Raw genomic sequence first — 22,877 nt, forward strand, 5'->3', positions numbered from 1 at the left:
CCTGCGTGTCATGGCTTGCCCTCGGGCGCGGCGCTTTCGGCGAGCCAGCGTGCGATGGACTTGGCCTCGTCGTCGGCGATGGTCTGTGGTGGCATCGGGATCGCGCCCCACACGCCGGAGCCACCGGCCTTGATCTTCTGCAGCAAGTGGTCGGCCTGGCCCGGGTACTTCTTCGCGATGTCGGAGAAGGCGGGGCCGACGAGCTTCTGCCTCATGCCGTGGCAGGCCGTGCAACTGTTCTTCTCAAGCAGCGCGGTGGGCACCTTCGATGCAGTGGCGGCTTGTGGCGCTGCGGCCTTGGCGGCGGGCGGTGCAGTCTCGATGCCGTGCTGCGCGCCGACCAGCCGGTTCTGATCGGCGAGGTTGCCGTGGCTGCCGCGTGCATGCGGCGGCAACTGGGCGACCTTCTGCTCGCCCGGCACGCAGTCGTGCATGCAGGCCACCGCCGCCACGTCGGGCTTGGCGGCGCGGCCGAACTCGGTGCCCGGCCACATCGCGTGCGCGGTGGTCGCGCCGTTGCGGTTGGGCATGCGGGCCTGCACCTCGCGGATGTTCTTGTCGGACAGCGTGAAGTCGTCGGGCACGATGCCGCCCAGATTCAGGATGTAAGCCGTCACGGCATAGACGTCGTCCGGCGTCAGCGACTTGGGCTGGTTCCACGGCATCGCGCGGTACACGTAGTCCCAGACCGTCGACAGGCTCGACACCTTCATCAGCGTCGTGCGGCCCGGAAAGGCCGGGTCTTTCAAGCGCGCGACGTGGCCGGTCTTGATGTCCTCCGCCGTGGTGCCGCCGACGATCGGGCTGAACACCTGGTTCGATTCGCCGAACACGCCGTGGCATGACGCGCACTTGCTCTCCCACACGTCCTGCCCGCGCGTGACCGAGCCCGAGCCGGGCGGCAGGCCTTTGAAGTCGGGGCGCACGTCGATGTCCCACGCGGCCACTTCCTTCGGCGTGGCGTCGCGGCCGATGCCGGGGTAGCCCGTGGTCTTCGGTTGCGCCCACGTGGCCACGCACACGCTGCAGGCGGCCAGCGCCAGCAAGGCACGCAAGGTTCGTGGCGCGACGCGTTCAGCTGAGCTGGACATTGGCCACCTCCCCGCTCTGCTGCACCTGCCACGACTGGATGGCGTTGTTGTGATAGATCGAGCGCGTGCCGCGCACCGCGCGCAGTTGCCGGTAGCTGGGCTGCACGTAGCCGGTGTCGTCCATCGCGCGGCTCTGGATGATGGCGGGTGTGCCGTCCCACACCCAGTCGATGTTGAAGCGCGTGAGGCACTTCGACAGCACCGGCGATTCGAGCCGCGCGGTGCGCCAGTTGCGCCCGCCGTCCACGCTCACGTCCACGCGCTTGACCTTGCCGCGGCCCGACCAAGCGAGGCCGGTGATGTTGTAGAAGCCCTTGTCGAGCAGCATCTGCCCGCCCGAAGGCGTGGTGACCACGCTCTTGCATTCCTGGATGCTGGTGTACTGGCGGTGCTGGCCGTCGGGCATGAGGTCGACGTAGTGCACCGTCTCGTCCTTGGTGCCGTAGGGCTGGTCGCCCAGCTCGATGCGGCGCAGGTACTTGATCCAGCTCACGCCCTGAACGCCCGGCACCACCAGCCGCAGCGGGTAGCCCTGCTCGGGCCGCAGCATCTCGCCGTTCTGCCCGTAGGCCACCAGCACCTCGCCCGAGCGGATGAGGCTCATGGGAATGGTGCGCGTCATCGAAGAGCCATCGGCGCCTTCGGCCAGCACGAAGCGCTCGCCCTTCAGGTCGGCACCGGCCATCTCCAGCAAGGTGATGAGCGGCACGCCGGTGAATTCGCTGCACGACAGCATGCCGTGCGTGTACTGGGCCGTGGGCACCGCGACGTTGCCCCACTCCATGCCGGTGTTGGCGCCGCATTCGATGAAGTGAAAGCGCGAGACCGAAGGCAGGCGCATCAGCTCGTCGAGCGTGAAGACCTTGGGTGCCTTCACCATGCCGTTGATCATCAGGCGGTGCTTCGACGGATCGATGTCCCACCAGCCCTGGTGGTGCCGCTCGAAGTGCAGTCCGCTCGGCGTGACGATGCCGAACAGCGACTGCAGCGGCGCGAAAGATACCGAGGCCTGCGCGGTCGGCGTGAGCCCCGGGCTCTGGCGGCGCTGCACATTGGCTTCGTACTTCGACGGCTTGCCGTAGCCATCGGTGACCACCGGCTGGCCGAGCCCCGTGCTGTGCGCCGGCAGTTGAAGGATGGCGGGGTCACCATCGGCGGTGCTGCCCTGCGCAAGCGCGGCCGAAGCGGCCGTGCCCGCCACCGCGGTGGCAAAGGCATTGCGGATGAAGTCGCGGCGCCCGCCCTGGGCCTGCGCGAAGACCGTGCGCACGCCCTCGGTGTCGACGAAGTTTTCCGGCGCCTTGCGCACCTGGCCGGGTTGCTGCTGGATGCGTGAGCCCATGGGCGCCTTGCGTGTCTTACTTGGCGCCGCCCAACACCCAGGCGGCCAGCGCCTTGGCATCGGCCTCGCTCAACGCAGGCTGGCCGGGCATCGGCACCGCGCCCCACTTGCCGCTGCTGCCCTTCTGAATGCTGGCCGTGAGCACAGCGAGTGCATCGGCCTGGCCCGCGTACTTCTTAGACACGTCGATGTAAGCCGGGCCCACGAGCTTCTTGTCGATCGCATGGCAAGCCAGGCAGGCGTTCTTCTGGGCGAGTTCCTTGCTGGCATGAACCTGGGGCGAGAGCAGCAATGCAGCGGCGGCGACTGCCACGGCGAGCGACGGCGACAACTTCAATTCGGTCTCCTCGAAACGCGTGCAGGAGCTGCCGGTTTCATCGTTAAATAAGCAAATCGTTATGTATTGATTTTAGGAGTGATCGCGCACAAGGGAAGCCCTTCATGCTTGGGGGAAACCCGCTCGGTTTCGCCATGCATAACGTCAGCTTCAAGAGCTTCGTGTTGCGGCGCGCGCCTGCTGCAGACGTGCTTCGAGGTACGCACCATAGAAATCGGATGCGCCACCGGTCAGGCGCTCAGCGACCTCGCGGCCGTTGCGGCCGAAGAAGAGCAGCGTCGGTGCAACGCCGACGTGCCACGACTTGATGAGCGCATCGTGCGTGCGCGGCGTGCCGTCGAAGTCGCGCACGATGCGCTGGTCGCGAAAGTCGATCTGCACCACCGGCAGGCCCGCCGCATGTTCGGGTGCGAGGTAGTTTTCGCGCACGACCTTGCAGAAGGGGCAGCCTTGCAGGCTCACCATGACGACCAGCGGCTGCGACTTCGCGAGCGCCATCGCAAGGGACTCGGCCAGCGAAGTCGGCGCAGGCAGTTCAACCTCAGCGGCACCAACCATCGGCGCGACGCACAGCACGGCGAGGCTCGCAACGAGCTGGCGGCGCGTGGTGTCGCGGTGGTTCATCGCGCCTCCTGCTCCATCAGCAGATAGGTGTTGTAGGCGTTCATGCGATTGGCGACCTTGAACAGCGGCAACGACTCGAAGCGCGACCAGTCGGTCGCGGCATAGGCTTCATCGAAAGGCGTCATGTCGGTCGCGGCCTTCTTCATCGCGGCGCGAAGAAAGACGAGATAGTCGCGCGTCTGCTGCAGGTCTTTCTTCGGCTCATCGGAGGCCGGCCCGTGGCCCGGCACGATGGTGCGGGCATCGAGCGCCAGCAGCGCGTCGAGCGATGCGATCCAGTGGCGGCTGTCAGCCGTGCCCACGTACGGAATGCGGTTGCGGAACACGATGTCGCCCGCGAACAGCACCTTCTGCTGCGGCAGGTAGATGGCCAGGTCTTCGGGCGTGTGGGCCGGGCCTGCCGGCTGGATGACGAAGCGCGTGCCACCGATGGTCATCTCGGTGGGGCCGTCGAGCCACACATCGGCAGGCACGAGCCGCGTCTTGTCGTCGATCCACGGCGCGATGTCCTTGCGCGAGGCTTCGAGCCGCAGGCGCGCCGTATCGGAATTGAGGTACGCCTTGCCGAGCGTGTGCGCGATCACCTGCGCGCCCAGCGCCTTGAACACCTGCAGGCCGTAGACATGGTCCGCGTGGTAGTGCGTGAGGATCACGTGGCTGATCGGCTTGGGCGTGATCTTTCTGATCTGCGCCACCACGCGCTCGGCCACGGCGGGCGAGCCCAGCGCGTCGATCATCACCACGCTGTCGCGCGTGACGACGAAGCCGGCGTTGGAGATGAAGTTCTGGTTCTCCGTGGAGCCCAGCGCCGAGATGCCCTGCACGTAATAGACATCGGGCGCCACGTTCACGGGCTGGATGTCCGGCACGGCGAGCGCGTTCACCGTAGCAAGCGAAGCGACCATCAGCAGCAGCGCTTTCGCGGCCTGCCTGCATCGAAGAAAAACCGGGACCATCGTGTGTTGTCTCCTGCCGGGTCTGCGGGCTTGCCCGGCTGTACATATAAGCAGAAGATGATATTTTGCGAGCAACGACAACATCCAGAGGGTTTCCCCATGAGACACGCATTCATCGCCTTCCTGCTCGCCCTGGTCGCTCCGTTCGCGGGCGCGCAGGAGGTCAAGGTGGTCTATCACGTCAACACCGGCATCGAGACCAGCGCGGCGGTGCTCGCCAACATCACCAACCATCTCAATGCGGACCCGAAGGTGAAGATAGTGGTCGTGACGCACGGCCCCGGCATCGACTTTCTTCTGACGGACGCCAAGGACAGCAAGGGCCGCGAGTTCAGCGGCCCGGTGAGTGCGCTGGCCGCGCGCGGCGTGGAGTTCAAGGTGTGCAACAACACGCTGACCACGCGCAACATCGACCCGGGCAAGCTGCTGATGGAAACCAAGGTCGTGCCCTCGGGCGTGGCCGAGGTCGCGCGGCTGCAGGCCAAGGAAGGCTACGTCTACCTGAAGCCCTGAGGCGGCGGTCGGCGCTTGAAGCAAAGCGCCTGGCGGCAAGCGCCGCTTACTTATTCCTGCTCGATGGCGATCTGCACGCAAATGCTGCGGCACAGCGCCACCACAGTCTCGTTCGCGATGCTGTAGTAGATGCTCACGCCTTCGCGGCGTCGCGCCAGCACGCCCGCCTGGTAGAGCGTGTTCAGGTGCTGCGACATGTTGGGCTGCGTGGTGTCGATCTCGGCCAGCAGTTCGCTGACGTTCTTCTCGCCGTTGCACAGCTGGCTCACGATCTTCAGCCGCATCGGCGCGGCCATGGCCCGGAACAGGTCGGCGGCCATGTCGAAGACCTCGTCCTCGGTGACGGCCGTGGACTTCTTTCGGGGTTTGGTGGCCATGCTGAAAAGGTTCATGAGCAGGCCGCAATGTACATCGCCGCCCGCGCCGCGTGCGATGCACGGCCATCGCGTGGTGTCTTTTTGCGGCGCCGCGCGTCACAAGCGAACAGGTTCGCACGTCTTTTCCAGGTCAGCGGGATTCCCCCGCTCAACCCCCTGGAGAACCCAGCATGCACAGCATCCATGAGATAGCCCTCGCCTATCGCGGGCATTGCCACGTCTTTCTCGACAGCCTTCCGGCCCGATTTAATAATCAAAGCACTTTCTTTGATAAAACAACGGGTTGTGCATGAACAAACAATCAAGGGCCTGGCTGGCGGCCGGTCTCGCGGCAGTGGTGGTGGGAGGCGCGGGCTACGCGCTCACGGCAAGGTCCAAGCCCGCCGACAACGGCGGCGGCAGGCCGCCGTCCAAGGTCGCGGTGGCCATCGCGAAGCCTACGGAAATGGCGCGCTTTCTCAGCGGCATCGGCACGCTCGAAGCCAACCGGCAGGTGGAAGTGCCGGCCGAAGTGGAAGGCCGGGTCGCGAAGATCCTGTTCACGCCCGGCGGCCAGGTGCATGCCGGGCAATTGCTCGTGCAGCTCAACGACGCGCCCGAGCAGGGCGACATCGAGCGCCTGACCGCGCAGCGCGCGAATGCCAGGGCGCTGCTCGAGCGCACGCGCCGGCTGGTGCCGCAGCAGGCGGCCACGCAGGAGCAGCTCGAACAGGCGCAGGCGGCCTTCGACCAGTCCAGCGGCGACCTGCGGCGCGCACAGGCGCTGATCGAGCAGAAGCGCATCAAGGCGCCCTTCGACGGCGTGCTCGGCATCCGCAAGGTCAACCTCGGCCAGTTCGTGCGGGCCGGTGATGCGCTGGTGTCGCTCACCGATGCCCGCACGCTGTTCGCGAACCTCACGCTGCCCGAAACCGCGTTGCCGGTGCTCAAGCGCCAACAGTCCGTTGCATTGATGGTCGACGCCTATCCGGGCCGCGTGTTCCAGGCCAGGCTCAGCACCATCGAGCCGCAGATCGGCAGCGACACGCGCACCGTGCGGCTGCAGGCCACGGTCGACAACGCCGATGGCGCGCTCACGCCCGGCATGTTCGTCAACGGCCGCGTCGCGCTGCCGGCGCGCACCGACGCGATCACCGTGCCCGAGACCGCCATCACGTACAGCACGCACGGCGACTCGGTCTTCGTGGTGCGCCCCGGCGACAAGGGCGGCTTCACGGCGCAGCAGGTGTTCGTGAAGGCGGGCGACCGACAGGACGGACTGGTCGTCATCGAGCAAGGCCTGAAGGCTGGCGAGAAGGTCGTCACCTCCGGCCAGTTGCGCCTGTACAGCGGCGCCGCCGTGGCACCGAGCGAGAAAGACACGCTCGCCCTGCAGGAGCCGCGGCCATGAAGTTCACCGACCTCTTCGTGCGCCGGCCCGTGCTGGCGCTGGTGGTCAGCACGCTGATCCTGCTGCTCGGCGCCCGCGCGCTGGGCGACCTGCCGGTGCGGCAATACCCGCTGACCGAGAGCACCACGCTCACCATCACCACGCAGTACCCCGGCGCCTCGCCGGAGCTGATGCAGGGTTTCGTCACGCAGCCGATCGCGCAGGCGGTGGCGACCATCGAGAACGTCGATTACCTGTCGTCGTCTTCCACGCTGGGCCGCAGCGTCATCAGCGTGCGCATGAAGCTCAACGCCGACGCCAACCAGGCGCTCACGCAGGCGATGGCGCAAGTGAGCCAGGTCAAGTACCGGCTGCCGGCCGAGGCCTTCGACCCGGTGATCCTCAAGTCGTCGGGCGAAGCCACTGCCGTGGCCTACGTCGGCTTCTCCAGCAAGACGATGCCGGTGCCGGCGCTCACCGATTACCTCTCACGCGTGGTGCAGCCGCAGTTCGCGTCCATTCCCGGCGTGTCGGGCGTGGAAGTGTCGGGCGGGCAGACGCTGGCGATGCGCGTGTGGCTCGACCCCAACCGCATGGCCGCGCGCGGCATCTCGGCCGGCGAGCTGGCCGACGCGCTGCGGCAGAACAACGTGCAGGCAGCACCAGGGCAGGTGAAGGGCCTGTACGTGGTGTCGAACATCCGCGTGAACACCGACCTGGTGAGCGTGGCCGAGTTCCGCGACATGGTCGTCAAGCGCAACGGTGACGCCATCGTTCGCCTGGGCGACGTGGCCACGGTCGAGCTGGGCGCGGCCAGCGCCGACAGCAGCGCGACGATGGACGGCGACAAGGCCATCTACCTGGGCCTGCAGGCGGCGCCCAACGGCAACCCGCTGGTGATCGTGAAGCGCATCCGCGACCTGCTGCCCGGCATCAAGCAGAACCTGCCGCCGGGCGTGGACGTGCAACTGCCCTTCGAGCTGGCGCGCTTCATCGAGGCCTCGATCGACGAAGTGCAGAAGACGCTGCTCGAAGCCATCGCCATCGTGGTGGTGGTGATCTTCCTGTGCCTGGGCTCGATGCGCGCGGTACTGATTCCGGTGGTGACGATTCCGCTGTCGATGCTCGGCGCGGCGGCCTTGATGCTGTTGTTCGGCTTCAGCATCAACCTGCTGACCTTGCTGGCGATGGTGCTGGCGATCGGCCTGGTGGTGGACGACGCCATCGTGGTGGTGGAGAACGTGCACCGCCACATCGAGGAGGGCAAGTCGCGCGTGCAGGCCGCATTGATCGGCGCGCGCGAAGTGGCCGGCCCGGTGATCGCGATGACGCTCACGCTGGCCGCGGTGTATGCGCCCATCGGCCTGATGGGCGGCCTCACGGGATCGCTGTTCAAGGAGTTCGCCTTCACGCTCGCGGGCGCGGTGGTGGTGTCGGGTGTGATCGCGCTCACGCTGTCGCCGGTGATGGCGTCCTTCCTGCTGCCGCAGGATGCGAGCGCGGGGCGCATGGCCCGCTATGCCGAGGCCTTCTTCCACAAGCTCGCCACCGCTTACGGTCGCCTGCTCGACGTGTCGCTGCACCACCGCTGGGTGACGGGCCTGCTGGCAGCGGCGGTGCTGGTGAGCCTGCCCTTTCTGTACAACGCGGCGCAGCGCGAGCTGGCGCCCGGTGAAGACCAGGCGATGGTGCTGACCGTCATCAAGTCGCCGCAGCACGCCAACATCGACTACGTCGAGAAGTTCGGCAAGAAGTGGGACGAGGTGCTCGCCACGCTGCCCGAGAACACCGGCCGCTGGCTCATCAACGGCTCGGACGGCGTGTCGAACAGCATCGGCGGCGTGCAGCTGTCGGACTGGAAAGACCGCAAGCGCAACGCCGACCAGATCCAGGGCGAGGTGCAGGGCGGCATGAACGAGGTCGAGGGCAGCAGCGTCTTCGCGTTCCAGTTGCCCTCGCTGCCGGGCTCGACTGGCGGGCTGCCGGTGCAGATGGTGATCCGCAGCGCGGGCGACCACCGCACCGTGTTCGAGGCGATGGAAGCGCTGAAGAAGGCGGCGCGCGACAGCGGCAAGTTCGCCGTGGTCGACAGCGACCTGGAGTTCAACAACCCGGTGACCGAAGTGCGCGTGGACCGCGCCAAGGCCAACAGCATGGGCGTGACCATGAAGGCCATCAGCGACACGCTGGCGGTGCTGGTGGGCGAGAACTACGTCAACCGCTTCGGCATGGACGGCCGCTCGTACGACGTGATTCCGCAATCGCCGCGCGACCTGCGCCTGTCGGCCGAGGCGCTGTCGCGCTACTTCGTGAAGAGCGCGAGCGGCGAAGCCGTGCCGCTCGGCAACCTGGTGTCGCTGTCGACCAGCGTCGGGCCGAACAAGCTCACGCAGTTCAACCAGCTCAATGCCTCGACCTTCCAGGCCATTCCGATGCCGGGCGTGACCATGGGCGACGCGGTGGCCTTCCTGAGCGGCGAGGCGAAGAAGCTGCCGGCCGGCTTCAGCTTCGACTGGCAATCCGATGCGCGGCAGTTCACGCAGGAGGGCTCGGCGCTGGTGATGGCCTTCGTGTTCGCGATCGTGGTGATCTACCTGGTGCTGGCCGCGCAGTACGAAAGCCTGCGCGACCCGCTGATCATTCTGATCAGCGTGCCGATGTCGATCTGCGGCGCGCTGGTGCCGCTGGCCATGGGCTTCGCCACCATCAACATCTACACGCAGATCGGGCTGGTGACGCTGATCGGGCTCATCAGCAAGCACGGCATTTTGATGGTGGAGTTTGCCAACGAGATCCAGGAGCGCGACAACCTGCCACGCCGCGCCGCCATCGAGCAGGCCGCGCGCATCCGGCTGCGCCCGATCCTGATGACCACCGCCGCGATGGTGATGGGCCTGGTGCCCCTGCTGTTCGCCAGTGGCGCGGGCGCCGCCAGCCGCTACAGCATCGGGCTGGTGATCGTGGTCGGCATGCTGGTGGGCACGCTGTTCACGCTGTTCGTGCTGCCCACCATGTACACGCTGCTGGCACGCGACCACCGCACGGTGGGCCGATCGCAGCGCGCCGCCGAACTCGATGCGCTCGTGGCGCGCGAGCCGGCCGGCGACCCCGCCTGATACCGAAGGAGCACGACCATGGACAAGAGACTCTTTTCGTACACCGCGCCCTTCGCGCTGAGCCTGCTGGTGCTGACCGGTTGCGCCGTCGGGCCGACCTACACGGCGCCGGCGGATGCACCGGTGGCCATCTCCGCGCCCGAGCAATCGCTGTTCGCCAACGACGCGGTGCAGCGCGACTGGTGGCACCAGCTCGACGATGCGCAGCTCGATGCGCTGATCGAACGCGCGCTCGGCAACAACCACGACATCCGCATCGCGCAGGCCCGGCTGCTGGAGGCTCGCGCCACGCAGACCGAAGCGGAGCTTGACCGCCTGCCCGTCGTGACGGCGGGCGCGAGCAAGACGCGCAGCATCGCGCAGGGCAACAACGGCGCCCAACCCGATGTGCGGTCGCTGGCGCAGAGCAGCCGCGCGGGCTTCGATGCCTCGTGGGAGATCGACCTGTTCGGCCGCCTGCAGCGGCTCGACGAAGCGGCCACGGCGCGCGCGCAGGCCTCGGCCGCCGACCTCGAACAGGTGCGCATCGTCGCGGTGGCCGAGCTGGCCCGCAACTACTACGAGATGCGCGGCGCCGAGCAGCGCATCGCCGTGACGCGCCGCACCCTCGACAGCCTGCGCAGCAGCCTGCGCGTGACCGAGGTGCAGGTGCAGACCGGCCGTGGCCTCGAAGGCGACCTGGCGAGCGCACAAGCCAACCTTGCGACCACCGAAAGCCAACTGCCCGCGCTCGAGACCACGCGCCGCCAGTCGGCCTACCGCGTGGCCGTGCTGGCAGGCCTGCGCCCGGCCGAGCTGGAACCCATGCTGCGGCCGCAGCCACTGCGCGTGCTCGACAAGCGCCTGCCCATCGGCGACCTGGGCGACCTGCTGCGGCGCCGGCCCGACGTGCTGCGCGCCGAACGCGGCCTCGCGGCCAGCACGGCCGACGTGGGCGCCACCACGGCCGAGCTGTATCCGCGCTTCGACATCGGCGGCTTCCTGGGCTTCATCGCGCTGCGCGGTTCCGACCTCGGCAGTTCGTCGAGCCGTGCCTTCAGCGTGACACCCGGCGTGAGCTGGCCCGCGCTGCGGCTGGGCTCGGTCAAGGCCCGCGTGCGCGGCGCCGAGGCCCGCGCCGAAGGCGACCGCGCGCTCTACGAGCAGACGGTGCTGCGCGCCATCGAGGACGTGGAAGGCGCGCTCACCGGCTACGGCCAGAACCAGCTTCGACTGCAGCGGCTGGTGGAAGCCTCGGCCCGCAGCGGTCGCGCCGCCGAACTGGCCGAGGTGCGCTACCGCGAAGGCGCCGCGCCCTACCTGAGCGTGCTTGACGCACAGCGCACCCTGCTGCGCGCGCAGGACGCGGTGGCCGAGGCCGAGACCGCCTCGTACACCAGCCTTGTCGCGCTCTACAAGGCGCTGGGCGGCGGGTGGCAAGCACCCTCGGATGTGAAGGGAGGTCCAACCACCTGACAATGACGCTGATTTCCTCCACGATTGAACCCGCCCATGTCCGCCCCAGATGCCAAGCCCACCTGGATGCCGCACCAGCCGGCAGACCGCATCCTCTCCACGCTCAAGACCCGTGGCGCGCTCGGCATTCCCGACATCGCCAAGGTGCTGAACGTCACGGTGGAAGCGGTGCGCCAGCAGATGGCCAAGCTGGAGGCCGACAAGCTGGTGGACGCCGAAAGCCGCCCCAGCGGGCGCGGCCGGCCCACGCAGATCTGGCGGCTCACCGGCGAAGGCCACAAGCGCTTTCCCGACACGCACGCCGAGATGACGGTGCAGATGATCAGCGCCGTCATCAGCGTGTTCGGCCAGAAGGGCATGGACCAGTTGATCAGCGCGCGCGAGAACACCATGCGCGCCAACTACACCGAGGCCATGCGCGGCGCGCGCAGCCTCAAGACGCGGCTGGAACGGCTTGCCGACATCCGCAGCCGCGAGGGCTACATGGCCGAGTTCCGGCCCGAGGGCGACGGCTTTCTCTTCATCGAGAACCATTGCCCCATCTGCACCGCGGCGCAGGCCTGCACGGGTTTCTGCCGCAGTGAACTGCAACTCTTCGACGAAGTGCTGGGGCCCGACGTGAGCGTCAGCCGCGTCGAACACGTGCTGGCGGGCGCACGGCGCTGCGCCTACCAGGTCATACCGAAAACAGGTGCAGCACCACAAGCCTGAAGCGATTTTTTCTTTCTCCATAACCAACCACAAGGACCCACATGGAACACAAGCTCCCTCCCCTGCCCTACGCCCTCGACGCGCTGGCACCCGAGTACTCGCAAGAGACGCTGGAATACCACTACGGCAAGCACCACAACGCCTACGTCGTGAACCTGAACAACCTGCAAAAGGGCACCGAGTTCGAAGCCCTGACGCTGGAAGAGATCATCAAGAAGGCCAGCGGCGGCATCTACAACAACGCCGCCCAGATCTGGAACCACACCTTCTTCTGGAACTGCATGAAGCCCCAGGGCGGCGGCGCTCCCACCGGCGCGCTGGCCAAGGCCATCGATGCCAAGTGGGGCAGTTTCGACGCCTTCAAGGAAGCCTTCGTGAAGTCGGCCGTGGGCAACTTCGGTTCGGGTTGGACGTGGCTGGTGAAGAAGGCCGACGGCTCGGTGGACATCGTGAACACCGGCGCCGCCGGCACGCCGCTGACGACTGCCGACACCGCGCTGCTGACCGTCGATGTCTGGGAACACGCCTACTACATCGACTACCGCAACCTGCGCCCGAAGTTCGTCGAGACCTTCCTGGCCAAGCTGGTCAACTGGGACTTCGTCGCCAAGAACTTCGGCTGATCGCCGACCGATCGGCGGCTGATCGATCAGCCGTTGATCAGGTTCAGGATGTTCCCGTCCGGGTCCTTGAACCACGCGACCTTCATGTCGCCCATGACATGCAGGTCGCCTTCGAGCGTGGTGCCGGACACGGCGTAGTGCTCGAAGCGCACGCCCCTGGCCTTCAGCGCATCGACGATGCGCCCGATGTCGGAGCCGACCGACCAGGTCACGGCCGTGGCCTGGTTGGTGCCGGCGAAGGCCGAGCGGTACACGTTCACGACGGTGCTGCCGCTGCGATAGACGATCACCTCCTCGCCTTCAGCGTCGACCTGCGTCAGGCCCAGCGTATCTTCGTAGAAGCGGCGGGCCACGGCGAGGTCTTTCACCGCGAGGTTGGCCACCGCATTGATGTTTCCGAGCATGGACGTCTCCTGTGAAGCCGATGAGACGCCATGTTCGGCCCGGGCGGGCGCATGTCAAGCCACGAAGGGAAACAGCCACCGCGAGCCGATACGAGCCCCATCGCGAATGAAGAAATCCACTCTGCGCGGCTTCCGGCACACTGCACCCCCGGTGCAGTGAAGGCAACGACTGCCACCCCGAATCGCCCCGACAAAGCAAAGAGACAACACCCATGATCCGCAGACACTTCGGCCAACTGGCCATCGCGCTGGCATTCCCGCTGGCCTTCTCGGCCGCCGCGCAAACGCAGGCCTACCCCGCCAAGCCGATCCGCATGGTCGTACCCTTCCCGCCCGGCGGCGGCACCGACATCCTGGCGCGCCTGGTCGCCCAGAAGCTCACCGAGGCCAACCACTGGACCGTGGTGCCCGACAACCGCGGCGGCGCCGGCGGCACCATCGGCATTGCCGAGGCCGCGCGCGCCGCGCCCACCGGCTACGACATCGTGATGGGCCAGAAGGACAACATGGTCGTCGCGCCCTGGCTCTACAAGAACCTGAGCTACAACCCGGTGAAGGACCTCACGGCCGTGGCCCACGTGGCCTACACGCCGGTGGTGATCGTCACGCAGGCCAACTCCAAGTTCAAGACGCTCGACGACGTGGTGAAGGCCGCGCGCGCCGCGCCCGACACCGTCACGTATGGCTCGCCCGGCAACGGCACCACCATCCACCTGGCCGGCGAGATCTTCAACGGCGCCGCCAAGATCAAGATGCGCCACGTGCCCTACAAGGGCTCCAACGCGGCCATGATGGACGTGCTGGCGGGCAATGTCGACCTGATGGTGTCGTCGGTGCCCTCGGCCCTGGCGCAGATCAAGGCCGGCAAGCTGCGCCCGCTGGCCGTGACCTCGATCAAGCGCAGCACCTCGCTGCCCGACACGCCCACCGTGGCCGAGCTGGGCTACAAGGACTTCGACGTGAGCACCTGGTACGGCATCTTCGTGCCGGCCGGCACGCCGAAGGATGTTGTCAGCACCCTCAACGCAGCCGTCAACAAGCTGCTGGCCACGCCCGAGATGAAGGCGGCCATCGTCGCCCAGGGCGCGGAGCCGCAAGGCATGACGCCTGAGCAGTTCGGCGCGCTGCTGAAGACGGACTATGAGAAGTGGAAGGGGATCGTGCAGGCCTCGGGGGCGACGATCGAGTAGGCCTTGACGGCGCCCGACCAGGGCGCCGGCGGGCGCGCCAATCAGTCCATCAAGACCGTGGGGCAGGACAAGGTCATTCGCTCGTCCAACGAGGAGTTGTTCCACTCCGGCAAGTCCCGCTTCTCGAATGCCTCGAGAGACGGGTAACCGGTGACGTTCCAACTGTAGGGGCTGACGCCTGCAGCCTGTTCGACCTGGATCACTGCACTCCCGCAATGCTTGCTGCGGCTCTTGAGCTGCAGAGCCAGTCGCTTGTGCGCTCCGGTGAAATCCTTTTCAAGTACCTTGTAGCCGGTGGACTTGCAGATGCTGAAAGGGGTGTGCCATTCAAGCGTCTGGGTACGAATGTAGAGATTGCCGGTGCACGCCCGGCCATTTCCTACGAAGTAGCCGGTGAACGGCCTGTCGGCAGCGAAGGCCGCGCCCGCAAGATCGAGCGCAAGAAGAAGCACCGTGATCTTCAACGTGCGCATGCCACATCCCCTCGCCGGGAGAGCGCCTGCGCCGCGTACTGAAGCTTCTTTGCGTACGCAGGATCGCCATGGTTGTAGCGCTGAGCAATGCCGCCTGCGGAGAGCGCGCTCCAGCCAGTGATGACGCGCTTGATGGATGCCTTCTGATACTTCAGCACATCACCCGCACGCACGATGTGACTCGATGGATTGAGTTTCTTCATCACATCGGCAGTGCTGCCCTGGGCCTTGGCAATCCGGTCGAGGTTGTCGCCTTGCTTTGCCGTGATTTCGTAGATTCCTGCATCGGCATCCGCGACGCTTTTGAAAGCGTAGTTCGCCATGCGCATCAACAAGTACCCCACACCGGCGCGGATGTTCTGCAGCGGTTGTGCTTTCACTCCTTCGATGGACATGTAGGGGCGCATCGACGGCGGAATGATCAAGTCTCCGCCCTCATTGCCAAGCAGGAGCGACGCCAGCCCTGGGTCATTGCGATTGCCGATCTGCATGGGCTTCGATTTCCATTCGAAACTGCCGGCTCCTGTTTCCACCCACAGCATGGACTTGATCACCTTCCAATCCAGTGGAACGTAGCCTTGAGAATTGGACAGATGGCGGTTGTATTCATCGACCACCGACTGAATCTGGCAATCGTAAATATCCCAATCTGCGTCGGCCCTGTCGATGCCGATCTCCCATTTTTCAAGACTGCTTTGTTTTGCGTCTCGTCTCTTCGCGTCAGGCGGAAGGTTTTTCGAAGGCCTGGGGGTTGTCGCTGTAGCCATGTCACTCCCTGAATATTGATCTTGTCCTCGAGGCGCCGCGGTATTGCGGCGCCTCGAAGACAAGGTTATTCCGGGCGTGGCTTTTTCGATTCATGGCAGCCGTGGCTGCCGCGAGAAAACTGCCTGGCTTCGATCAATCCGGCACGAACTTCGTGTTGAAGATGTCCACGTCCGCCGCATCCTCGAACGTCGCCACCTGACCCATCTTCCCGTCGCTCATGCGGCAGGCCGAGAACAGGCTGTAGCGGCCCTTGAAGTAGAACTCGTCCATCACGATCAGCGCGTACGGATAAGGCACGAAGACCTGGTGCTCGAAGACGATGCGGTGCACGTTCCTCGGCGACGGAAAGAGCTTGTATTCGAGGGTGTCGATCGACTTGGCAGTGGCCATGGTGTGCTCGCTTGTTTCTTCTTCTGCGTTCAGGCCGGATCGCGCACGTCGGCCACGGGGTTGTTGCCGAAGTCTTCGCGCGCCAGGTACTTCAGCACCTTGGCGGCTGCGGAGGCGGGGCTGTCGAGCCGGCCCTCTTCCTTCATGCTGACGAAGCGCGTGCGGTCCGGGAATTTCTCGGCCGACGCGCCGCGCAGTTGCACCTGCATGTCGGTGTCGATGATGCCGGGCGCCAGCGAAACGATGCGCGCGCCGTTCGGTGCGCCCGCTTCTTCGAGCGCCACGGCCTGCGAGAAACGGTCCATGCCGGCCTTGGCCGCGCAGTAAGGCGCCTGGCTGCCCATGGCGTTGCGGCCCAGGCCCGACGAGATGTTCAGCACCTTGCGCGTGCCGCGCCATTCGCGGGTCGCGCCGAGAAAAGCGGCGGTCAGCAGCATCGGCGCTTCGAGACCGATGCGCAGGGCCAGCGACAGCTCGGCTCCGATCGCGCTGGACAGCGGCGCGGGGTTGCCCACGGTGCCGGCGTTGTTGATGAGCGTGACGCTGTCGAAGCGCTGCACGTCGATGGTCTTGAGCCATGCGGACACGCGGGCCGATGCGGCCACGGGGTCGGACAGGTCCTGTTCCCACTGCGTGAGTTCGGCGCCGGCCGCCTTGGCAGCTTCGGCCAGTTGCGGGTCTTGCTTGCGCGAAATGCCGAGCACCGTGTGGCCGGCTTGCAGCAGCTGTTCGGCCATGGCACGGCCCAGGCCGCGCGAGGCGCCGGTGATCAGGGTGAGGTGGGAAGCGGTCATCGGAAGGGTCTTTCTGAAACGAAGGCGGGAAGGGTAAGGGGTATTGAAGGGTCTTGAATGCGTGCGCGGCGTGCTCGGCCGTGCTCAACCGGTTTTGAATTGTTTGCGCAGGAAGGCCCGGTGCCGCGCGATGTGCTGCAGCTGCGCCGGCGCGATGCTGCCGCCAAGGTCGACTTCGTCCGCGCCATTGAGCACCGCATTGGCATTGGTCATCGCACGCGCCACGACTTCTTCCTCGCTCACGCCGAGCTGCGCCGCGAGGTCGAGCGCCACGCGCCGCATTGCGCGCTGCGACAGCATCCACATCGCGCCGAAGCGGTCCCATGCAAGCGCGGCTTCTTCGGACTTCTCGCGGTCGGCCAGGATTTCAATGAGCGGCTTGGCCAGGATCGCGTCGAGCGCGTCGATCTTCTCGCTCAGCGCCTCGTTGCGCTCGATGGCTTCCTGCAGCGTCGGGCCGGCGTCGTCGGCCTTCGCCTTCGGCGCCTCGGGCGGCGGGATGAAGCCCGCTTCCGCATTCGCGGGCACGATCTGCAATTGGTCGGTGAGGCTCATGATTTTTCGGTTTCCGGTGAGGGGTTGTTCTTCTTGTTCGACATCGCGGTCGCGCGCAGGCCCGGCAGGTCGAGCACGCGCAGGCCACCGTACTCCACCCGGATCAACCCCTGTGCCGACAGGCCGTTCAGCGCCTCGTTCACACGCTGGCGCGACAAGCCGACCAGGTACGCCAGCTCCTGCTGCGTGATGCGCAGCACCTCGCCCACGCCCGGGTACAGCACCGGGTTGAACAGCGACACCAGGTTGCGCGCCACGCGCGCGTCGGGGTTGTTGAGCCGGTCGATCTCCAGCGCCGCGATGAACTGGCCGAGCCGTTCGTTGAGCTGGTTCATCACGAAGCGGTTGAAGCCGATGGAATGGTCGAGCAGCCAGTGGAAGCTCTCGGTCGGCAGGCCCGCGATCAGGCTGCGCCGCAGCGCCTGGATGTTGTAGCGATAGGGCTCGCGCTTCATCACCGTGCCTTCGCCGAACCAGCCGCCGGGCGGCACGCCGGTGTAGGTGACGGAGCCGCCGTCGGCGTTGTCGTTGCTCATCTTGAGCAGGCCTTCGACCACGCCGAACCAGTAGGTGGGCGAACGGCCGACGCGGCAGACCAGGTCGCCGGGCTCGGCTTCGCCGACCACCAGCGTGGCTTCGGCGCGGCGGCGCTCGGTGGGCGTGAGCGTGGGCAGCCAGGGGATGCCGTCAAGCTCCGCGGCATTGGCGGGACGCACGCGGTCCTTGATCGAGCCACCGAGCACGCTGTGAGAACCGCCATGGGAAGGATTGCCGTGAGGCATCGGGAAACTCCGGGGAGTAGTGTCCCTAGGATTGTCGTTGGAACGACAACCGGGCGTCAAAGTGAGACCTACGATCCGCCCACTGTGCAAACAACCGCCCCCACCTTCCCCCGTCTGCTGCTCGCGCATGCCGAGGCACGCCCCGAGGCACCCGCCGTGCGCGAGAAAGACCTCGGCATCTGGCAAACCTGGACCTGGAACGCCGTGGCGCAGGAGGTGCGCGAAATGGCCTGCGGCCTGGCGAGCCTGGGTTTCAAGCCCTTCGACAACCTCGCCATCGTCGGCGCCAACCGGCCGCACCTGTACATGGCGGTGGTCGCGGCGCAAAGCCTGCGCGGCGTGCCGGTGCCGCTGTACCAGGACGCGGTGGCCAGCGAGATGGTCTTCATGCTGCAGGACGCGGGCATCGAGTTCGTGATCGTCGAAGACCAGGAGCAGGTCGACAAGCTGCTCGAATGCCGCGAGATCCAGAAGGACAAGCAGCCGAGCATCCGCCACATCATCTACGACGACCCCAAGGGCCTGCGCCACTACGACCAGCCGGGGCTGATGAGCTACGAGCAACTGCGTGAGCTGGGCCGGGCCTTCGACAAGGCCAACGTGGGCTACTACGACCGCGCGGTGGCGAGCGGCGAAGCGACCGACGTCGGCGTGATCCTCTACACCTCGGGCACCACCGGCCGCCCCAAGGGCGTGTGCCAGACGCATGCGAGCTTCATCGCGGCGGGCCGCGGCGGCGTGGAGACCGACAAGCTCGGCCCCGGCGACAACATCATGAGCTACCTGCCGATGGCGTGGGTCGGCGATCACCTCTTCTCCGTGGCGCAATGGCTGGTGGGCGGCTTCACGCTCAACTGCCCCGAGTCGAGCGAGACGGTGATGAACGACATGCGCGAGATCGGCCCGAGCTATTACTTCGGCCCGCCGCGCACCTTCGAAGGCCTGCTCACGGCCGTGTCGATCCGCATGGAAGACGCGGCCGCGCCCAAGCGCTGGCTGTACGCGAAGTTCATGGCGCTGGCGCAGCGCGTGGGCGCGGACATCCTCAACGGCGCGCCCGTGGGCACCGGCGACCGGCTGATGTACGCGCTGGGCAACCTGCTGATCTACGGGCCGCTGCGCAACGTGCTGGGCATGAGCCGCATCCGCGTGGCCTACACGGCGGGCGCGGCCATCGGGCCCGACCTGTTCCGCTTCTACCGCTCCATCGGCGTCAACCTCAAGCAGTTCTACGGCCAGACCGAGACCTGCGCGTACGTGTGCCTGCAGCAGGACGGCAAGGTCAAGCTGCAGACGGTCGGCACCGCCGCACCGGGCATCGAGCTGAAGATCGCAGAAGACGGCGAAGTGCTGGTGCGCGGCGTGTCGGTGCTCAAGGAGTACTACAAGCGCCCCGACGCCACGGCCGAGGTGCTCGATGCCAACGGCTACTTCCACACCGGCGACGCGGGCGTGCTCGACAGCGAAGGGCACCTGCGCATCATCGACCGCGCGAAAGACGTGGGCCGGCTCGTGGGCGGCGCGATCTTTGCGCCCAACTACATCGAGAACAAACTCAAGTTCTTCCCGCAGATCAAGGAAGCCGTGTGCTTCGGCAATGCGCGCGACGAGGTGTGCGCGGCCATCAACATCGACTTCGAGGCGGTGGGCAACTGGGCCGAGCGGCGCGGCCTGGCCTACGGCGGCTATGTCGACCTGGCCGGCAAGCCCGACGTGCTCGCGCTGGTGGCCGAGTGCATCGCCAAGGTCAATGCCGACCTTGCCAGCGAAGACGGCATGGGCGAGACGCAGATCGCGCGCTTCCTGGTGCTGCACAAGGAGCTGGACCCCGACGACGACGAACTGACCCGCACGCGCAAGGTGCGGCGCGGCTTCATCGCCGAGAAATACGCGGTGCTGCTCGAGGCGCTCTACGGCGGCAAGACCGAGCAGTACATCGAGACCCAGGTCAAGTTCGAGGACGGACGTACGGGCGTGGTGAATGCCACGCTGAAGATCGTCGGAGTGAAGACCTTTCCCATCATCGTGAAGGCGGCCGCATGAGCGCGCGCAAGACCGGCGAGGTCATCCTCGACGTGCAGAACATTTCGTTGAGTTTCGGCGGCGTGAAAGCGCTGACGGACATCAGCTTCAACGTGCGCGAGCATGAAGTGCGCGCCATCATCGGGCCGAACGGCGCGGGCAAGAGCTCAATGCTCAACTGCATCAACGGCGTGTACTGGCCGCAGCAGGGCTCCATCACCTTCCGTGGCCAGACCTTCAAGCACATGAATTCGCGCCAGGTGGCCGAGATGGGCGTGGCACGCACCTTCCAGAACCTCGCGTTGTTCAAGGGCATGAGCGTGCTCGACAACATCATGACGGGGCGCAACCTCAAGATGAAGAGCGGGCTGCTGGCGCAGGCCTTCCGCTGGGGCCCGGCCGAACGCGAGGAGCTGCAGCACCGCGAGTTCGTGGAGCACATCATCGACTTTCTCGAGATCCAGGCGCACCGCAAGACACCCGTGGGCCGCCTGCCCTACGGCCTGCAAAAGCGCGTGGACCTCGGCCGCGCGCTCGCGATGGAGCCGCAAGTGCTGCTGCTCGATGAACCCATGGCCGGCATGAACGTGGAAGAGAAGCAGGACATGAGCCGCTTCATCCTCGACGTGAACGACGAGTTCGGCGCGACCATCGTGCTGATCGAGCACGACATGGGCGTGGTGATGGACATCTCGGACCGCGTGGTGGTTCTGGACTACGGCAAGAAGATTGGTGATGGCACGCCGGATGAGGTGCGGAACAACGAAGACGTGATTCGGGCGTATCTGGGTGTGGAGCACTGACGCCATGCCCCACCTCGCCCTGAAGCATTGCTCCTTCCCCCTCTGGGGGAAGGCTGGGATGGGGGCACGACGGCCCTCGCAAGACGGCAGCGCCTTATCCGGCGCCGCCTGCCCCCACCCCAACCCTCCCCCAGCGGGGGAGGGAGAAAAACAAGAAAGACACTGACCATGGGCTTTTTCCTCGAAACCCTCTTCGGCGGCCTCATGGTCGGCATGCTCTATTCGCTGATCGCCATCGGCTTCGTGCTGATCTACAAGGCCTCGGGCGTCTTCAACTTCGCGCAGGGTGCGATGGTTCTTTTCGCGGCGCTCGCCATGGCGCGCTTTGCCGAGTGGTTCCCGCTGTGGTTCGGCTTCCAGAGCCTGATCCTTGCCAACATCCTGGCCTTCATCGCCGCCATGGCCGTGATGATCGTCGTGGCCTGGCTGATCGAACGGCTGGCACTCAGCAAGCTGGTGAACCAGGAAGGCATCACGCTGCTGATGGCCACACTGGGCATTGCCTACTTTCTCGACGGCCTGGGCCAGACGATCTTCGGCAACGACATCTACAAGATCGACGTCGGCATGCCCAAGGAGCCGTTGATGGTGCTGCAGGGCACCTTCGAAGGCGGCCTGCTGCTGAGCCAAGAAGACCTGGTCGTCGCGCTGGTGTCGGCCGCGCTGGTGGTGGTGCTCGCGATCTTCTTCCAGAAGACCGCCACGGGCCGCGCCCTGCGCGCGGTGGCCGACGACCACCAGGCCGCGCAGTCCATCGGCATTCCGCTGTCGCGCATCTGGGTGATCGTGTGGTCGGTGGCCGGCTTCTCGGCACTGGTGGCCGGGATCATCTGGGGATCGAAGCTGGGCGTGCAGTTCTCGCTGTCGCTGGTGGCGCTGAAGGCGCTGCCGGTGGTGATCCTCGGCGGTCTCACCTCGATACCGGGCGCCATCATCGGTGGCCTGCTGATCGGGGTCGGCGAGAAGCTGTCCGAAATCTATCTCGGCCCCATGCTCGGTGGCGGCATCGAGATCTGGTTCGCCTATGTGTTGGCGTTGGTCTTCCTGCTGGTGCGGCCCCAAGGCTTGTTCGGCGAAAAAATCATCGATCGGGTCTGAGCAATGTTCTACAGAGAGAACGGTCAATTCAAGTCCAGCTACCGGGCGGATCAACAGATCCTGCCCATCGCGCAGGACCGCATCGCGATGCTGGTGCTGCTGCTCGTGGCCTTCATCGTCGTGCCGCTGGGTGTGTCCGACTACTGGATGCGCGCCATCCTCACGCCCTTTCTGATTCTTTCGCTCGCGGCCTTGGGCTTGAACATCCTGGTCGGCTACTGCGGGCAGATCTCGCTGGGCACCGGTGCCTTCATGGCGGTGGGCGCGTATGCGGCCTACAACTTCCAGGTGCGCATCGACGGCATGCCGCTCATCGCATCGCTGCTGCTCGGCGGCCTGTGCGCCACGGTGATCGGCGTGCTGTTCGGCATTCCGAGCCTGCGCATCAAGGGCCTGTACCTCGCGGTGGCAACGCTCGCGGCGCAGTTCTTCACCGACTGGGCGTTCCTGCGCATCCAGTGGTTCACCAACAACTCGTCGTCGGGCTCGGTGAGCGTGGCGGGGCTCAACGTGTTCGGCGTGCCGATCGAGTCGCCGGTGCAGAAGTATTTGTTCTGCCTGGTCTTCGTGGTGGTGTTCGCGTTGCTCGCCAAGAACCTCGTGCGCAGCGCCATCGGCCGCGAGTGGATGGCCATGCGCGACATGGACGTGGCGGCCGCGGTGATCGGCATTCGCCCGGTGTACGCCAAGCTCACGGCCTTCGCGGTGAGCAGCTTCATCGTCGGCGTGGCCGGCGCGCTGTGGGGCTTCATTCACCTGGGTGCGTGGGAGCCCGCGGCCTTCAGCATCGACCGCTCGTTCCAGTTGCTGTTCATGGTGATCATCGGCGGGCTCGGCTCGATCATGGGCAGCTTCTTCGGCGCCGCCTTCATCGTGCTGCTGCCGCTGTTTCTGAACCAGCTGCCGGCGTGGCTTGGCTTTTCGATTTCGACCGCGCTGGCCTCGCACCTGGAGACCATGATCTTCGGCGCGCTGATCGTGTTCTTCCTGATCGTCGAGCCGCATGGCCTTGCGCGGCTGTGGTCCACGGCCAAGGAGAAGCTGCGCCTTTGGCCCTTCCCGCATTGATTCGTTTCCAGAGTTC

24 protein-coding genes are annotated in these 22,877 nt (G+C 66.1%); 11 read left to right on the forward strand and 13 right to left on the reverse strand.

The genetic code is table 11. The annotated features are described in order from the left end of the window. Nucleotides 1–8: 8 nt before the first annotated feature. The 5 genes from ACSFB7_RS25740 to ACSFB7_RS25760 all read right to left on the reverse strand — a co-directional run bounded on the left by ACSFB7_RS25740 (nucleotide 9) and on the right by ACSFB7_RS25760 (nucleotide 4,350). Nucleotides 9–1,091 carry a c-type cytochrome gene (locus ACSFB7_RS25740; RefSeq protein ID WP_435475173.1) on the reverse strand — a complete coding sequence of 361 codons (1,083 nt, stop codon included), beginning with the start codon at nucleotides 1,089–1,091 and terminating at the stop codon, nucleotides 9–11. Further along, complete coding sequence (gene soxC, locus ACSFB7_RS25745; RefSeq protein WP_435475175.1) at nucleotides 1,075–2,433, reverse strand: sulfite dehydrogenase; 1,359 nt, start codon at nucleotides 2,431–2,433, stop codon at nucleotides 1,075–1,077. Before soxC ends, ACSFB7_RS25740 begins: the two co-directional genes overlap by 17 nt. 16 nt (nucleotides 2,434–2,449) lie before the next feature. Then, nucleotides 2,450–2,746, reverse strand: a complete 297-nt coding sequence (locus ACSFB7_RS25750; RefSeq protein WP_435475216.1) for a c-type cytochrome — start codon at nucleotides 2,744–2,746, stop codon at nucleotides 2,450–2,452. A 174-nt stretch (nucleotides 2,747–2,920) separates the two neighbouring features. Further along, entirely contained in the window at nucleotides 2,921–3,394 is a 474-nt protein-coding gene (locus ACSFB7_RS25755; protein WP_435475176.1) for a thioredoxin domain-containing protein, read from the reverse strand. Next, nucleotides 3,391–4,350, reverse strand: a complete 960-nt coding sequence (locus tag ACSFB7_RS25760) for an MBL fold metallo-hydrolase (protein WP_435475178.1) — start codon at nucleotides 4,348–4,350, stop codon at nucleotides 3,391–3,393. The genes ACSFB7_RS25755 and ACSFB7_RS25760 overlap by 4 nt, the downstream gene beginning before the upstream one ends. A 99-nt stretch (nucleotides 4,351–4,449) precedes the next feature. On the opposite strand from ACSFB7_RS25760, the gene ACSFB7_RS25765 reads away from it, so the two are divergent. Next, the gene (locus tag ACSFB7_RS25765) at nucleotides 4,450–4,863 is read left to right on the forward strand and encodes a DsrE family protein (protein ID WP_093243116.1); all 414 of its coding nucleotides are present in this window, start codon (nucleotides 4,450–4,452) and stop codon (nucleotides 4,861–4,863) included. A 50-nt stretch (nucleotides 4,864–4,913) separates the two neighbouring features. Here ACSFB7_RS25765 and ACSFB7_RS25770 read toward each other — a convergent pair whose 3' ends face one another. After that, the gene (locus tag ACSFB7_RS25770) at nucleotides 4,914–5,240 is read right to left on the reverse strand and encodes an ArsR/SmtB family transcription factor (RefSeq protein WP_124458168.1); all 327 of its coding nucleotides are present in this window, start codon (nucleotides 5,238–5,240) and stop codon (nucleotides 4,914–4,916) included. A 289-nt stretch (nucleotides 5,241–5,529) separates the two neighbouring features. Between ACSFB7_RS25770 and ACSFB7_RS25775 the strand changes: the two genes are divergently transcribed. Genes ACSFB7_RS25775 through ACSFB7_RS25795 form a run of 5 tightly spaced genes read left to right on the forward strand, consistent with a single transcriptional unit; the run spans nucleotide 5,530 to nucleotide 12,514 of the window. Then, complete coding sequence (locus tag ACSFB7_RS25775; protein WP_435475180.1) at nucleotides 5,530–6,630, forward strand: efflux RND transporter periplasmic adaptor subunit; 1,101 nt, start codon at nucleotides 5,530–5,532, stop codon at nucleotides 6,628–6,630. Further along, complete coding sequence (locus tag ACSFB7_RS25780; RefSeq protein WP_435475181.1) at nucleotides 6,627–9,725, forward strand: MexW/MexI family multidrug efflux RND transporter permease subunit; 3,099 nt, start codon at nucleotides 6,627–6,629, stop codon at nucleotides 9,723–9,725. Before ACSFB7_RS25775 ends, ACSFB7_RS25780 begins: the two co-directional genes overlap by 4 nt. 18 nt (nucleotides 9,726–9,743) lie before the next feature. Further along, nucleotides 9,744–11,180: an efflux transporter outer membrane subunit gene (locus tag ACSFB7_RS25785; RefSeq protein WP_435475182.1), complete on the forward strand. Its 1,437-nt coding sequence runs from the start codon at nucleotides 9,744–9,746 to the stop codon at nucleotides 11,178–11,180. A 36-nt stretch (nucleotides 11,181–11,216) separates the two neighbouring features. After that, a complete protein-coding gene (locus ACSFB7_RS25790; protein WP_435475183.1) occupies nucleotides 11,217–11,891 on the forward strand; it encodes a helix-turn-helix transcriptional regulator in 675 nt (224 codons plus the stop codon). 41 nt (nucleotides 11,892–11,932) lie between these two features. Beyond that, nucleotides 11,933–12,514 carry a superoxide dismutase gene (locus tag ACSFB7_RS25795; protein ID WP_435475184.1) on the forward strand — a complete coding sequence of 194 codons (582 nt, stop codon included), beginning with the start codon at nucleotides 11,933–11,935 and terminating at the stop codon, nucleotides 12,512–12,514. 26 nt (nucleotides 12,515–12,540) lie between these two features. Here the strand turns inward: ACSFB7_RS25795 and ACSFB7_RS25800 are convergent, their stop codons facing one another. Then, entirely contained in the window at nucleotides 12,541–12,918 is a 378-nt protein-coding gene (locus ACSFB7_RS25800) for a VOC family protein (RefSeq protein ID WP_435475185.1), read from the reverse strand. Between the two features lie 212 nt (nucleotides 12,919–13,130). On the opposite strand from ACSFB7_RS25800, the gene ACSFB7_RS25805 reads away from it, so the two are divergent. Then, entirely contained in the window at nucleotides 13,131–14,108 is a 978-nt protein-coding gene (locus ACSFB7_RS25805; RefSeq protein WP_435475186.1) for a Bug family tripartite tricarboxylate transporter substrate binding protein, read from the forward strand. 41 nt (nucleotides 14,109–14,149) lie between these two features. Here ACSFB7_RS25805 and ACSFB7_RS25810 read toward each other — a convergent pair whose 3' ends face one another. From ACSFB7_RS25810 to ACSFB7_RS25835, 6 genes are all read right to left on the reverse strand, one after another. Beyond that, on the reverse strand, nucleotides 14,150–14,581 hold the full coding sequence (locus tag ACSFB7_RS25810; protein WP_435475187.1) for a hypothetical protein: 432 nt from the start codon (nucleotides 14,579–14,581) through the stop codon (nucleotides 14,150–14,152). After that, a complete protein-coding gene (locus ACSFB7_RS25815; RefSeq protein ID WP_435475188.1) occupies nucleotides 14,569–15,348 on the reverse strand; it encodes a LysM peptidoglycan-binding domain-containing protein in 780 nt (259 codons plus the stop codon). Before ACSFB7_RS25815 ends, ACSFB7_RS25810 begins: the two co-directional genes overlap by 13 nt. Before the next feature lie 133 nt (nucleotides 15,349–15,481). Next, nucleotides 15,482–15,739, reverse strand: a complete 258-nt coding sequence (locus ACSFB7_RS25820) for a hypothetical protein (protein WP_435475189.1) — start codon at nucleotides 15,737–15,739, stop codon at nucleotides 15,482–15,484. A 29-nt stretch (nucleotides 15,740–15,768) separates the two neighbouring features. After that, nucleotides 15,769–16,533: an SDR family NAD(P)-dependent oxidoreductase gene (locus ACSFB7_RS25825; RefSeq protein ID WP_435475190.1), complete on the reverse strand. Its 765-nt coding sequence runs from the start codon at nucleotides 16,531–16,533 to the stop codon at nucleotides 15,769–15,771. 84 nt (nucleotides 16,534–16,617) lie between these two features. After that, nucleotides 16,618–17,088: a hypothetical protein gene (locus ACSFB7_RS25830; RefSeq protein WP_435475191.1), complete on the reverse strand. Its 471-nt coding sequence runs from the start codon at nucleotides 17,086–17,088 to the stop codon at nucleotides 16,618–16,620. Next, on the reverse strand, nucleotides 17,085–17,870 hold the full coding sequence (locus tag ACSFB7_RS25835) for a Crp/Fnr family transcriptional regulator (protein ID WP_435475192.1): 786 nt from the start codon (nucleotides 17,868–17,870) through the stop codon (nucleotides 17,085–17,087). Before ACSFB7_RS25835 ends, ACSFB7_RS25830 begins: the two co-directional genes overlap by 4 nt. 84 nt (nucleotides 17,871–17,954) lie before the next feature. On the opposite strand from ACSFB7_RS25835, the gene ACSFB7_RS25840 reads away from it, so the two are divergent. The 4 genes from ACSFB7_RS25840 to ACSFB7_RS25855 all read left to right on the forward strand — a co-directional run bounded on the left by ACSFB7_RS25840 (nucleotide 17,955) and on the right by ACSFB7_RS25855 (nucleotide 22,861). Continuing rightward, on the forward strand, nucleotides 17,955–19,913 hold the full coding sequence (locus ACSFB7_RS25840; RefSeq protein ID WP_435475193.1) for an AMP-dependent synthetase/ligase: 1,959 nt from the start codon (nucleotides 17,955–17,957) through the stop codon (nucleotides 19,911–19,913). Further along, on the forward strand, nucleotides 19,910–20,695 hold the full coding sequence (locus tag ACSFB7_RS25845; RefSeq protein WP_435475194.1) for an ABC transporter ATP-binding protein: 786 nt from the start codon (nucleotides 19,910–19,912) through the stop codon (nucleotides 20,693–20,695). The genes ACSFB7_RS25840 and ACSFB7_RS25845 overlap by 4 nt, the downstream gene beginning before the upstream one ends. Before the next feature lie 168 nt (nucleotides 20,696–20,863). Next, a complete protein-coding gene (locus ACSFB7_RS25850; RefSeq protein ID WP_435475195.1) occupies nucleotides 20,864–21,793 on the forward strand; it encodes a branched-chain amino acid ABC transporter permease in 930 nt (309 codons plus the stop codon). A 3-nt stretch (nucleotides 21,794–21,796) separates the two neighbouring features. Beyond that, nucleotides 21,797–22,861 (forward strand): branched-chain amino acid ABC transporter permease, encoded by a 1,065-nt coding sequence (locus ACSFB7_RS25855; protein WP_093243083.1) that lies wholly within the window; start codon nucleotides 21,797–21,799, stop codon nucleotides 22,859–22,861. Nucleotides 22,862–22,877 lie beyond the last annotated feature (16 nt).

Source organism: Variovorax raffinosi, from assembly GCF_051216615.1.
GTDB lineage: Bacteria > Pseudomonadota > Gammaproteobacteria > Burkholderiales > Burkholderiaceae_C > Variovorax.